A 13,147-nucleotide genomic window follows, 5' to 3' on the forward strand; every position below is an offset into this window, starting at 1 on the left:
CGAAACACACCTGTATAGCCCTGACAGAAACTGGAGCGGTCGCAGAAAAAGTCAAAAGAGGACTTTTTCTGCGGGTGTGTGCAACTAAATCGCGAAACAAGCTACACAATCAAAACCAATATTTAGGCTCGAACTCAGCAAACAAAGCTTCGTAAGACTCTAAACAAAACACCAGATCACTAATCCCGCCAAATTCATCGGAGGGACAGCATGATCTGGTTTTTTATCACATAAGAAAGGTGGCGACACCCCAATGCGAAAAATCACATACTACTGGGCCGCATACGGTCTCATCGAACTACTCACCTATATTTTGCTCTTTTTCTGGATCGGATTTTGGCCACTGTTCCTCATCCAAATCGCCTCCAGTCTTTTCGGTATTTTCATCGTAAAACGACTATGGCGCGGCATCGGCCAAAACCTAAACGAAGGCAGAACCATCACACCGTACTTGCTTGATATGTTCTGTTTCTTCTTAGCAGGAATCCTACTTATCATTCCTGGCATCATTACCTCCATCGCAGGTTTACTATTTTTTCTTCCATTCGTACGAACTTGGATCAAACCACGCCTCAGCAGGTGGGTACAACAACGAATCAATCAGGGGAACTTCACGTATTTTGATATGAAATAAAGAGTCATTGGGTTTTCTTATCTATTTTTAGATATACAATAAGTATCGCTTTACACACAGGGGTACAGGTGTGCTATAATAGTTCTACTGCGACCAAAATAGATAGAAGACAGCAACTGGCTCAAAAAAAGACGGTCATTCAGGCAGAAAGGTTGTGTCTTTTTGTTTACAGAAAGCATGCTATTTTTATTACTATTTCTTTTACTCGGGTTGCTAGCCAAGAATAATTCATTGATTATAGCAGTGGCAGTCGTTATCTTGCTAAAACTTTTCCATGTGGACGGAAAAATAATGGAAACGATTCAATCACGAGGCATCAATTGGGGCGTGACAGTCATTACTGTTGCGATTTTAATACCGATTGCGACGGGACAAATAGGTTTTAAAGACTTAATAGACTCCTTCAAGTCAGCGGCGGGCTGGATTGGTTTAGGCGCGGGAATCGCGGTTTCCATTTTGGCAAAGAAGGGCGTTGGCTACATGGCTGTTGATCCACAAGTAACGGTATCGCTTGTATTTGGTACCATTTTAGCGGTTGTGCTATTCCGTGGTGTGGCGGCTGGACCAGTCATTGCAGCGGGAATTGCGTACGTACTTATGCAAGGTGTCGCTCTATTCAAATAACTTACATAGCAAAAGATGCTAAATTCATATTGTTAGGGGGAAAACAGGATGACAGTTTCAAAAGGATTAGAGAATGTATATGTGGCGGAAACGTCCATTAGTTCGATTTTAGACGATATGTTAACGTATGTTGGCTACGGCATTGATGATTTAATGGAGAGTAACGCAACATTTGAAGAAGTTATTTATTTACTATGGCATTTACGTTTGCCAGATGCAGAAGAACTGGTGAAATTCACAGGAGAAATCCGCGAAAATATGGCCGTTTCAGAATCAATTATTACAAGTTTGCGCTTACAACACCACCAAAAATTACATCCGATGAGCGTTTTGCGAACAACCGTATCGATGCTTGGCGTTTTTGATACAGAAGCAGAAATGGATGACGGAGAAGCAGTGTACCGCAAAGGGATTCGCTTACAAGCCAAAATGCCAACCATTGTTGCTGCATTTTCACGGATTCGCCGTGGTTTAGATCCAATTCCGCCGCGTGATGATTTAAGTATGGCTTCTAATTTCTTGTACATGGTAACAGGAGAAGAAGCTGGCTATTTGGCGGAAGAAGCGATGAACAAAGCACTTGTCTTGCATGCTGATCATGAATTCAATGCTTCCACCTTCACAGCCCGCGTATGTGTTGCGACTTTATCCGATGTATATTCTGGCGTAACAGCTGCGATTGGCGCTCTTAAAGGCCCGTTACACGGTGGTGCGAACGAACGCGTCATTGACATGCTAGAAGAAATCAAAGAAAAAGGCAATGCCCGCGAATATATTCAAAACAAAATTGACCGCAAAGAAAAAATCATGGGCTTCGGACACCGCGTTTACCAAGGCGGCGACCCACGTGCTAGCCATCTGAAAGAAATGTCCGAGAAATTAACCGCAAAAAGTGGCGAACCAGAATACTATAACATTTCTGCAGAAGTAGAAGAAGCGGTGTGGGAGTTCAAGCATCTGAAACCAAATGTCGATTTTTATTCCGCATCTGTATACCATGCGTTAGGCATTGACCATGACTTATTCACGCTTGTTTTTGCGATGAGTCGTGTATCGGGCTGGTTGGCGCACATTTTTGAACAATATCGTGATAATCGATTGATTCGTCCACGTGCCATTTACGTTGGTCCAGAATCACGCGAATATATCCCTGTTACTGAACGGGACTAAAATAGAAGGAGGAAATTGATTTGACACAAGGTGAAAAAATTCAAGTTGTAGACGGCGTGTTACAAACACCAAACAATCCAGTGATTCCATTTATTGAAGGAGACGGCACAGGCCCAGATATTTGGCGTGCATCTAAGCGCGTACTAGACGAAGCTGTGAAAAAAGCATATAACGGCGAAAAAGCCATTGCCTGGAAAGAAGTTTTGGCGGGTGAAAAAGCATTTAATGAAACTGGAGAATGGTTGCCACAAGCGACTTTAGATACGATTGATGAATTTCTTATTGCTATCAAAGGACCACTGACAACACCAATCGGCGGCGGAATTCGTTCGCTTAATGTGGCGTTACGTCAAGAATTAGATTTATACGTGTGCTTGCGTCCAGTTCGCTATTTCACTGGTGTGCCTTCCCCTGTGAAGCGCCCAGAAGATACGGATATGGTGATTTTCCGTGAGAATACAGAAGATATTTACGCGGGAATCGAGTTCAAAGAAGGTAGCGACGAAGCGAAGAAATTAATCGACTTCCTAAAAACAGAATTTGGCGTAAATAAAATCCGTTTCCCAGAAACATCAGGAATCGGTGTGAAACCTGTTTCTAAAGAAGGAACAGAACGCCTCGTTCGCGCGGCGATTGAGTACGCAATCAAAGAAAACCGTAAATCCGTGACGCTTGTGCATAAAGGCAACATCATGAAATTCACGGAAGGCGCATTTAAAACATGGGGCTACGAGCTTGCAGAACGCGAATTTGGCGATCAAGTATTCACTTGGGCGGAATATGACCGTATTGTGGAAGCAGAAGGCGCAGACGCGGCGAACGCGAAACAAGACGCGGCCTTAGCTGCTGGGAAAATCCTTATCAAAGATTCCATCGCGGATATTTTCTTGCAACAAATTTTGACACGTCCTGCTGAATTTGATGTTGTCGCAACAATGAACTTGAACGGCGATTACATTTCCGATGCATTAGCTGCTCAAGTTGGCGGTATCGGTATCGCACCAGGCGCTAACATCAACTACCAAACAGGTCATGCTATTTTTGAAGCGACACATGGTACAGCACCAAAATATGCGAACCTCGACAAAGTAAACCCATCCTCCGTCATTCTTTCTGGTACATTATTGCTAGAACATATTGGCTGGGGCGAGGCAGCAGACCTTATTATCAAATCCATGGAAAAAACAATCGCTGACAAAACGGTCACATACGACTTTGCTCGTTTGATGGACGGCGCAACAGAAGTAAAATGTTCCGAATTTGCCGATGCGCTAATTCGTAATTTCTAAAAAGCAAAAACCGTGTTTTCGTTCCGACGAGACGCGGTTTTTATTTGTGCGGAATGCCTTCCTAAGTACGGGCGAATTCCAAGTAACTATGGTAAAATGGACATAATGAGCGCAAAATTTGGAGGAGGAATCCCTATGAATAAATTAGTATTAATCGATGGAAATAGTATCGCGAATCGTGCCTTTTACGCTTTGCCACTTTTGAGCAATGATAAAGGCGTGTACACGAATGCTGTGTACGGTTTTGCGATGATGTTAATGAACGTTTTAGAAAGAGAACAACCAGACCACGTATTAGTCGCTTTTGATGCGGGGAAAACGACTTTTAGACATAGCCAATATAAAGAATATAAAGGTGGCCGCCAAAAAACGCCGAGCGAGCTATCCGAACAATTCCCGTTCATTCGTGAACTTTTAGACGCGTATTCCATTCCGCGCTATGAACTTGTGAATTACGAAGCTGATGATATTATTGGTACGCTAACAAAAGAAGCCGAAAAAGCGGATTTAGAAGTCGTTGTCATTACCGGAGACCGCGATTTAACACAACTCGCGAGCCCCAAAACCACCGTTTTCATTACTAAAAAAGGGATTACTGACATGGAGGAAAACACACCAGCGAGCCTCAAAGAAAAATATGACCTAACTCCCGAGCAAATCATTGATATGAAAGGCTTGATGGGTGACTCATCGGATAACATTCCCGGCATTCCAGGCGTTGGCGAGAAAACAGCATTAAAACTATTACACCAATTCGGCACAGTGGAAGAAGTTTTGGCGAATGCGGACCAAATATCAGGCAAGAAACTCCAAGAAAAGGTACAAGACAACAAAGAATCAGCCATCATGAGTAAAGAATTAGCAACGATCAACACCGACTCACCACTAGAAATCAAGATTACCGATACGAAATATAACGGCTACGATACCGAAAAAGTCATTCCACTACTGAAAGAACTCGGTTTTGCGACACTGTTAAAAAATTTGCAAGGCGATGTTGCTGAGCCTGACAAAGCACTGGAAAATATCCCATTTGAAATCGTGCCAGAGATTACAGACGCACATTTAGAGGATACAATGGCGCTCTACGTAGAATTAGACAATGATAATTACCATACGGCGCCATTTATCGGCATCGCGGTTCATTCCAAAAAAGGAGTCTATTTTGCCAACGAAGAAGCTGTTAAACAATCACCAGCCTTCCAAACATGGCTAGAAGACGAATCAAAAGAAAAAACCGTCTATGACGCTAAAAAAACAATTGTCGGCCTGTCAAAATTCGATATTGCCGTTGCAGGAATAACATTCGACATCATGCTTGCTTCCTACTTACTAAACCCGTCAGACACTATCGATGACTTCGCAAGTGTAGCCATTAGCCACGATTATGACGCGGTGAACACAGACGAATCCATTTACGGCAAAGGTGCTAAACGAGCCATTCCAGCAGAAGAAATCGTCGCCGAACATCTTGCCAGAAAGGTAACCGCAGTCGCAGAACTCGAGAAGAAAATGCGCACGGAATTAGAAAATAACGAGCAATTAGCACTTTTTGAAGACCTAGAATTACCGTTATCCAAGGTCCTCGCGAAAATGGAAATGTACGGCGTAAAAGTCGATATTGCACGTTTAGAAGATATGAAAGTCGAACTCGCAGGCCGCCTGAGTGAACTGGAGAAAACCATTCACGAATATGCCGGCTCCGAATTCAACATTAATTCACCGAAACAATTAGGCGTTATCCTTTTTGAAAACCTCGGATTACCAGCAGAAAAGAAAACGAAGACGGGCTACTCTACATCCGCTGACGTCTTAGAAAAGCTTTCAGGCGCGCATCCAATTATCGAAAGCATCTTAATGTACCGCCAATTGGGCAAACTACAATCCACCTACATCGAAGGCTTGCTAAAAGTAACACATCAAGATACGCAAAAAGTCTACACACGTTTCAACCAAACATTGGCGCAAACAGGTCGTTTAAGCTCTGTAGACCCGAACTTGCAAAACATTCCAATCCGCCTAGAAGAAGGCCGCAAAATCCGTCAAGTATTCGTTCCATCTGAACCAGGTTGGAAAATCTTTTCCGCGGATTACTCGCAAGTCGAACTTCGCGTCCTAGCCCATATTTCTGGTGACGAGAACTTACAATACGCCTTCCAACACGATTATGATATTCATACAAAGACGGCAATGGATGTATTCCATGTGGAGCAAGAAGAAGTTGATTCTCTCATGCGCCGCCAAGCCAAAGCCGTGAACTTTGGAATCGTGTACGGCATCAGCGACTATGGCTTATCGCAGAATCTAGGCATCACCCGCAAAGACGCACGCGATTTCATCGATCGTTATTTTGCGAGTTATCCAGCCGTGAAAGAATACATGGAAGAAATTGTGCGCTCTGCCAAAGAGAAAGGCTATGTGGAAACGATTTTGCATCGCCGTCGTTACATTCCTGAAATCACAAGCCGTAACTTCAATGTGCGCGGATTTGCAGAACGGACAGCGATGAACACGCCAATCCAAGGTAGCGCCGCCGATATCATTAAGAAAGCGATGATTTTAATGAGCGACCGCCTCATCGAAGAGAAGCTCGAAGCACGCCTTTTATTGCAGGTGCATGATGAATTAATTTTTGAAGCACCAGAAGCTGAAATTGCAAAACTCGAAGAAATCGTGCCGGATGTCATGGAAAACGCCGTTAAACTCGCGGTTCCACTGAAAGTCGATAGTGCATTTGGCGATACATGGTACGACGCTAAATAACAGAAGCAAGGAGTTAAAAACATGCCTGAATTACCAGAAGTAGAAAACGTTCGCGCAACGCTAGCAGAACTCGTCATTGGTAAAAAAATCGACCGCGTTTCTGTCGGTGTTCCCAAAATGATTGTAGGAATGCCAGCCGAAGCATTTATAGATAACATGATAGACCAACAAATCGAAGCCGTACGCCGTCGCGGCAAATTCTTACTTATCGATACGACAGACGGCACGCTTTTATCACATCTACGAATGGAAGGGAAGTATCGTCTAAACAACGCAAGCGACCCTGTAGACAAGCATACCCATGTCATTTTCCATTTCACAGATGACACCGAACTGCGCTATCTCGACGTCCGCAAATTCGGCACGATGGAGCTCGTTCCAAAGCACCAAGAAGACACAACGAAATCGATTCAAAAATTAGGACCCGAACCACTTTCTTCAAACTTCGAAAAGAAAGCATTCGGCACAAAACTGCAAAAATCCGGACGCGCCGTCAAAACGGTATTATTGGATCAAAGCTTAGTAGCAGGCATCGGCAACATTTACGCGGATGAAATATGCTTCCAAGCCAAAGTCCTGCCAGAACGACCAGCGAACACGTTAAAACCAGCCGAAATCACAAGACTTTACGAAAGCACAAAAGCCATCATGACCGAAGCCGTCGCACTTGGCGGCTCCACCATCCGAACATACGTTAACTCACAAGGAAAAATCGGCGGTTACCAAGAGAAACTCCAAGTCTATGGCGAAAAAGGAAACCCATGCCCACGATGCGGCACACCGATTATAAAAATAAAACTAAACGGCAGGGGCACGCATTTTTGCCCGAAATGTCAAAAGTAGGTGAATCCCATATGGCAACAATTATAGGCCTCACAGGCGGCATTGCAAGCGGCAAGAGCACTGTTAGTAAAATGCTACAAGACGCAGGCTACCCAGTCGTAGATGCTGACATAGCCGCCCGTGAAGTTGTCAAAAAAGGCAGCCTCGGCGCACAACAAATCAAAGAAGCGTTCGGCACGGAAGTTTTTCAAGCAGACGGGGAGTTAGATCGCCCCAAATTAGGCAATATTATTTTCCATGACGCCGAGAAACGAGAAACATTAAATGCCATTGTACATCCGTTAGTAAAACAATGGATGCTCGCCGAACAAGAACGGCATATCGCAAATGGTGCCAAAACAATTATTTTAGACATCCCGCTCCTTTTTGAAAGCCAATTAGAAGACATGGTCCAGCAGATTATCGTTGTGTCCGTAGACGAGAACACCCAACTATCTCGCCTAATGGAGCGTAATAAGTTAACCAAAACCGACGCCAAAGCACGCATGGCAAGTCAAATGCCACTACATGAGAAAGCAAGGCGCGCCGATGTGGTCATTGATAATGCTGGCAGTTTAGCAGAAACAAAGCAGCAAGTAGAAGCGCTCGTGCAAACTTTTGAAAGTAGAAGCTAGCGTAGTAGTCGTGGTATACTAAGAAAAAGACGAATAAGGAGTGGATGAAAATGAGATGTCCATCATGTAAAGGCAACGGCTCACGTGTTGTTGATTCACGACCAGCTGATGACGGCAATTCCATTCGACGACGCAGAGAATGCGAAACATGTGGCTTTCGCTTTACCACTTTTGAAAAGGTAGAAGAAAGTCCGTTAATCGTCGTGAAAAAAGATGGTGTGCGCGAAGAATTTGCCAGAGATAAAATATTGCGCGGTCTTATTCGTGCTTGTGAAAAACGACCAGTTTCCGTCGAACAATTGGAAGGCGTCGTCAATGAAGTAGAACGCGAACTGCGAAGCATTGGAGAAAGTGAAGTTTCCTCGCATTTAATCGGTGAGAAATTGATGGATAAATTAGCAACATTAGACGAAGTTGCCTATGTCCGCTTTGCCTCCGTGTATCGCCAGTTTAAAGATATCAGTGTATTTGTAGAAGAACTAAAAGAACTCATGGATCGTACTAAAAACGACTAGAAAGGTGAGAAAACGTGGCAGAATTTTGGATGGAGTTACAGCCAGTAGATAGTTATCAAGTCAAAGCAAGCGGTATACTATCACCGAACGACCGCAAAATCTTGACATTTCTGTATCAGCCTTTGATGGGCGCAGAATGCTTGGCGCTATACGATACGCTGACAACAGAAGTCGAAGAAAATCGCCTTTGGTCGGAAAGTCATAGTCATACGCAGTTGCTAAATCTGCTCGGGATTAGTCTGTCCAACTTGTTTCAAGCACGTTTGAAGCTGGAGGGGCTAGGCTTGTTGCGCAGCTTTGTTCGCACAACCGGCGAGTCCCGCCATTACATATATGAAATCGCAGCACCACTTTCGCCAGAACAATTTTTCTCCGACGGCCTGCTAAACATTTATTTGTACAGCAAAATTGGGAACGCGCAGTATCAGCGTTTACGCCGTTTTTTCTCTGATGAACCGCGGGAAGAAATCGGTTTTGATGAAGTGACGCGATCATTTCAAGATGTTTTTGAGACATTTAACGGTAGCGAATTACCAGTGAGTGCCCCAGAAATCGGCGAGCCAGTAGGACGTGCGGCATCACAAGGCATTTCTTTGGACGATAAAAGCTTTGATTTCTCGGTAATGTTGCAAAGTTTGTCGCCGACGATGCTATCCCGACAAGCGATAAACGAGGAAGTACGCGCTTGTATCTTGAAATTGCATGCGATTTACGCGATAACAGAGCTTGATATGGTGCATTATTTATATCGTTCCGTGCAATCTGATGGCTCACTAGACCTAGATTACTTACGAAAAATCGTTCGTGATGGTTACCAATTGCAGAACCAACGCTTGCCAGAACTTAAAGTAAGAACCGAGAAACCCGTAGTAAACAAAGAGCAACCACACGTATCAAGACCAGAAGACACCGCTGACATTGAAGCACTTCAGGCTTACCTTGATACCATCACTCCTTATCAATTATTAGTCGACATAAGCGAGGGTGCAGTTCCCGCCGAAACTGATTTAAAAACGGTCGATGAAGTCATGACACAGCAAAACTTACCAATTCCAGTCATGAATGTCCTCATCGAATACGTCTTACTCCGCCTAGACGGGAAAATCGCCAAGAACTTCATGATGACCATAGCGGCTCATTGGAAACGCAAGAAAATCCAAACCGCAAAAGAAGCGATGGAACTTGCTTGGGCAGAACATGAGAAATACAAGAAACTCCAAGAAGAAGGCACAAAAGCAACCCCTGCAAACAATCGCAAATTTAATAAAACTGGAAGAAAAGAAGTGCTACCAGACTGGTTTGACAAAGAAGAAGTGGCTCCCGCACAGCAAGCGATGACAACGCGCGAGAAATCAACACTCGACAAACAAGTAGCCGAAATGAAAAAACGACTAAAAGAAGGTAGGTGACACGTATGGATAAAATCGAACGAACACTAGGCCAATTATTTCAAGGCCGCGACTTTGAAAAACAATACGAGGCGTTAAAACAGCAAGTTTTCGCCTATGAGCCAGTCAAAGCATTTTTACAAGAAAATCAGTCCGATTTAAATGAACAAATCGTCAACCAAAACCTATCCAAACTATATGAATTCATGACAGAACATCAAAAATATCAAGACAAACAAGATACCTTAATGCCTGGCTATGCACCAAGGCTTAGCTTGGACGGAGAATACATCACCGTGACATATTATCCAACAGAAGAAAAAATCCAAGCAGACCGCCAGCGTGCCATCGAAAAACGAATCCGTTCGCTATACATGCCAAAACAAATCATGGAAGCAACATTAGACGACTTCACAATCGATAACGAATCGCGTAGCGCTGCCTTTTTATCAGCCGGCGAATTTCTAAGCACATACCAACAAGGCGCGACAGGCATGCAAAAAGGGCTGTATATTCACGGTAGTTTCGGTACAGGAAAATCATTCTTACTTGGCGCTATAGCAAAAGATTTGGCACTAAAAGGCGTCTCTTCCACATTGGTGTATCTACCAGAATTCATGCGCGAAATCAAGCAGTCCATTGCAGATAACAGTGTCGGCGAGAAAATCCAATTTGCCAAAGAAACGGATATTTTGATGTTAGACGATATCGGTGCAGAATCCATGACAACATGGACCCGCGATGAAGTCCTTGGCGCGATTTTGCAATTTAGAATGCAAGAAGAACTACCCACATTTTTTTCTTCCAATTACAGCATGGAGCAACTAGAAACCCACTTGATGTTCTCCAATAACGGTAACGAAGAACGAATGAAAGCACGCCGAATCATGGAGCGAATTCGCTACTTGGCAACAGAAGTAGAATTGGACGGCAGAAATCGGCGCTATTAATTTTTTTAGTAGAAAAGCTTGCCATTTCACAAAATCCGTTTTATAATACTAGTAATGATGAAACAAGTATTGATAAGGACAACATTTTATTCGAGTCTGATTCACAGAGAAGGAGGCATTGCTGCGAACCTCCCAATTAGCCAATAAAGTGACCCCCTTTGAACTTTCCATTCGAAATTTGAGTAGTTTGGAACGGATCACACCGTTATATGTGACAAGAGTAGAACTTTTTTATCGTTCTTAAATCTTGGGTGGAACCACGTGTTGAAAGACTCGTCCCTTGCATAAGCTTGGGATGGGTCTTTTTTTGTTCCCGAGCCGTAAAGTCCGCGTTTCGTCAAAAAATTGAAGAAGGAGTCGAAAAAAATGAAAATTACATTTCCAGATGGTGCAGTAAAAGAATTTGAGGCCGGCGTCTCAACAGCAGACATTGCAGCATCAATCAGTCCAGGTCTTAAGAAAAAAGCGTTAGCAGGTAAAGTAAACGGAACGCTGGTAGACCTAGTGACACCAATCCATGAAGACGCAAAAATCGAAATTGTGACTCCCGACCATGAAGACGCATTACAGATTTTGCGACATAGTTCGGCGCATTTACTAGCCCAAGCACTAAAACGCTTATATCCAGACATCACTTTTGGCGTTGGTCCAGCAATCGATTCAGGTTTCTACTACGACGTGGATACAGAAGTAGCTATCAGCGAAGAAACATTCCCAGTCATCGAAAAAGAAATGCAAAAAATTATCCGCGAAAACTTACCAATCACTCGAGAAGAAGTATCGCGTGAAGAAGCTATCAAACGATTCAAAGCCATCGGTGACAACTACAAACTAGAGCTAATCGAAGCAATTCCAGCCGATGAAACAGTAACAATCTACACACAAGGCGAGTTCTTTGACTTATGTCGCGGTATTCACGTGCCATCTACAGGCAAAATTCAAGTATTCCAATTGCTAAGCGTTGCAGGAGCCTACTGGCGCGGCGATAGCAATAACAAGATGTTACAACGCATTTACGGTACTGCATTCTTCGACAAACAAGGCTTGAAAGAATTTTTGCGTATGCAACAAGAAGCGAAAGAACGCGATCACCGCAAATTAGGTAAAGAACTAGAACTATTTACAAACAGTCAAGAAGTTGGCCAAGGCTTGCCGCTGTGGCTTCCAAAAGGCGCGACAATCCGCCGCGTTATCGAGCGCTACATCGTGGATAAAGAAGAACGCCTAGGTTACAACCACGTCTACACACCAATCATGGCAAACGTAGAACTATACAAAACAAGCGGTCACTGGGATCACTATCACGAAGACATGTTCCCAACTATGAAAATGGACAATGAAGAACTAGTTTTGCGTCCAATGAACTGTCCGCACCACATGATGATTTACAAAAATGATATTCACAGCTATCGTGAATTACCAATCCGTATCGCCGAACTTGGCATGATGCACCGTTACGAAATGAGTGGCGCACTATCAGGCTTACAACGTGTTCGCGGCATGACTCTAAACGACGCACACGTATTCGTTCGTCCAGACCAAATCCAAGATGAATTCAAACGTGTAGTAGAGCTAGTCCTAGCAGTTTACAAGGATTTCGATATTACCGACTACAGCTTCCGTCTAAGCTACCGCGACCCAGAAAACACAGAGAAATATTTCGATGACGACGCGATGTGGGAAAAAGCACAAGGTATGCTAAAAGATGCCATGGACGATATGGGCTTAGAATACTACGAAGCAGACGGCGAAGCAGCTTTCTACGGACCAAAACTAGACGTTATGGTAAAAACAGCAATCGGCAAAGACGAAACATTATCTACTGTCCAACTTGACTTCCTATTACCAGAACGTTTCGACCTAACTTATATCGGCGAAGATGGCGAGAAACATCGTCCAGTCGTTATCCACCGTGGTGTCGTATCCACAATGGAACGCTTCGTTGCTTACTTGATTGAAGAGTACAAAGGCGCATTCCCAACATGGCTTGCTCCAGTACAAATGGAAATCATCCCAGTTAGCATTGACGCTCATTTAGAGCACAGCAAAGCCCTACAAGACAAACTGGTATACGCTGGTTTCCGTACAGAAATCGACGAACGCAATGAAAAATTAGGATACAAAATTCGTGAAGCACAAACTAAGAAAATCCCATATGCACTCGTAATTGGCGATCAAGAAGTAGAAAACAACACAGTCAATGTACGTAAATACGGCGAAAAAGATTCAGAAACATTACCATTAGACGAATTTATCGCTCGTGTACAAGCAGAAGTCTCCCAATTATAAGTAAAGAAGAAAGGTTCTCCCATTCACGGAGAGCCTTTTTGCTTAATTTGGCTAATTCCGTTATACTT

Annotated in this window: 11 protein-coding genes and 1 other annotated feature; all 11 genes read left to right on the forward strand. The window is 43.6% G+C overall.

What is annotated here, in order from left to right:
* Window positions 1-253: 253 nt before the first annotated feature.
* The 11 genes from EP57_RS14440 to thrS all read left to right on the forward strand — a co-directional run bounded on the left by EP57_RS14440 (window position 254) and on the right by thrS (window position 13,079).
* On the forward strand, window positions 254-634 hold the full coding sequence (locus tag EP57_RS14440; protein WP_036087806.1) for an FxsA family protein: 381 nt from the start codon (window positions 254-256) through the stop codon (window positions 632-634).
* 162 nt (window positions 635-796) lie between these two features.
* Complete coding sequence (locus tag EP57_RS14445; RefSeq protein WP_036087809.1) at window positions 797-1,258, forward strand: DUF441 domain-containing protein; 462 nt, start codon at window positions 797-799, stop codon at window positions 1,256-1,258.
* A gap of 48 nt (window positions 1,259-1,306) precedes the next feature.
* Window positions 1,307-2,428: a citrate synthase gene (gene citZ / locus EP57_RS14450; protein ID WP_036087811.1), complete on the forward strand. Its 1,122-nt coding sequence runs from the start codon at window positions 1,307-1,309 to the stop codon at window positions 2,426-2,428.
* Between the two features lie 20 nt (window positions 2,429-2,448).
* On the forward strand, window positions 2,449-3,717 hold the full coding sequence (gene icd, locus EP57_RS14455; protein ID WP_036087812.1) for an NADP-dependent isocitrate dehydrogenase: 1,269 nt from the start codon (window positions 2,449-2,451) through the stop codon (window positions 3,715-3,717).
* A gap of 135 nt (window positions 3,718-3,852) precedes the next feature.
* Entirely contained in the window at window positions 3,853-6,480 is a 2,628-nt protein-coding gene (gene polA, locus EP57_RS14460; RefSeq protein WP_036087814.1) for a DNA polymerase I, read from the forward strand.
* Window positions 6,481-6,501: 21 nt separating this feature from the next.
* Window positions 6,502-7,323, forward strand: a complete 822-nt coding sequence (gene mutM / locus EP57_RS14465) for a DNA-formamidopyrimidine glycosylase (protein WP_036087815.1) — start codon at window positions 6,502-6,504, stop codon at window positions 7,321-7,323.
* An 11-nt stretch (window positions 7,324-7,334) separates the two neighbouring features.
* Window positions 7,335-7,937, forward strand: coding sequence for a dephospho-CoA kinase (gene coaE / locus EP57_RS14470; protein ID WP_036087816.1), 603 nt, complete (start codon window positions 7,335-7,337; stop codon window positions 7,935-7,937).
* Between the two features lie 50 nt (window positions 7,938-7,987).
* Window positions 7,988-8,452: a transcriptional regulator NrdR gene (gene nrdR / locus EP57_RS14475; protein ID WP_036087818.1), complete on the forward strand. Its 465-nt coding sequence runs from the start codon at window positions 7,988-7,990 to the stop codon at window positions 8,450-8,452.
* Window positions 8,453-8,466: 14 nt separating this feature from the next.
* A complete protein-coding gene (locus EP57_RS14480) occupies window positions 8,467-9,861 on the forward strand; it encodes a replication initiation and membrane attachment family protein (RefSeq protein WP_036087820.1) in 1,395 nt (464 codons plus the stop codon).
* Between the two features lie 5 nt (window positions 9,862-9,866).
* Window positions 9,867-10,790, forward strand: a complete 924-nt coding sequence (gene dnaI / locus EP57_RS14485) for a primosomal protein DnaI (RefSeq protein WP_036087822.1) — start codon at window positions 9,867-9,869, stop codon at window positions 10,788-10,790.
* A 60-nt stretch (window positions 10,791-10,850) separates the two neighbouring features.
* Window positions 10,851-11,074, forward strand: a binding site (T-box leader).
* An 82-nt stretch (window positions 11,075-11,156) separates the two neighbouring features.
* A complete protein-coding gene (gene thrS, locus EP57_RS14490; RefSeq protein ID WP_036087824.1) occupies window positions 11,157-13,079 on the forward strand; it encodes a threonine--tRNA ligase in 1,923 nt (640 codons plus the stop codon).
* Window positions 13,080-13,147: the final 68 nt, after the last annotated feature.

This window comes from Listeria booriae, assembly GCF_000766865.1.
GTDB lineage: Bacteria > Bacillota > Bacilli > Lactobacillales > Listeriaceae > Listeria_A > Listeria_A booriae.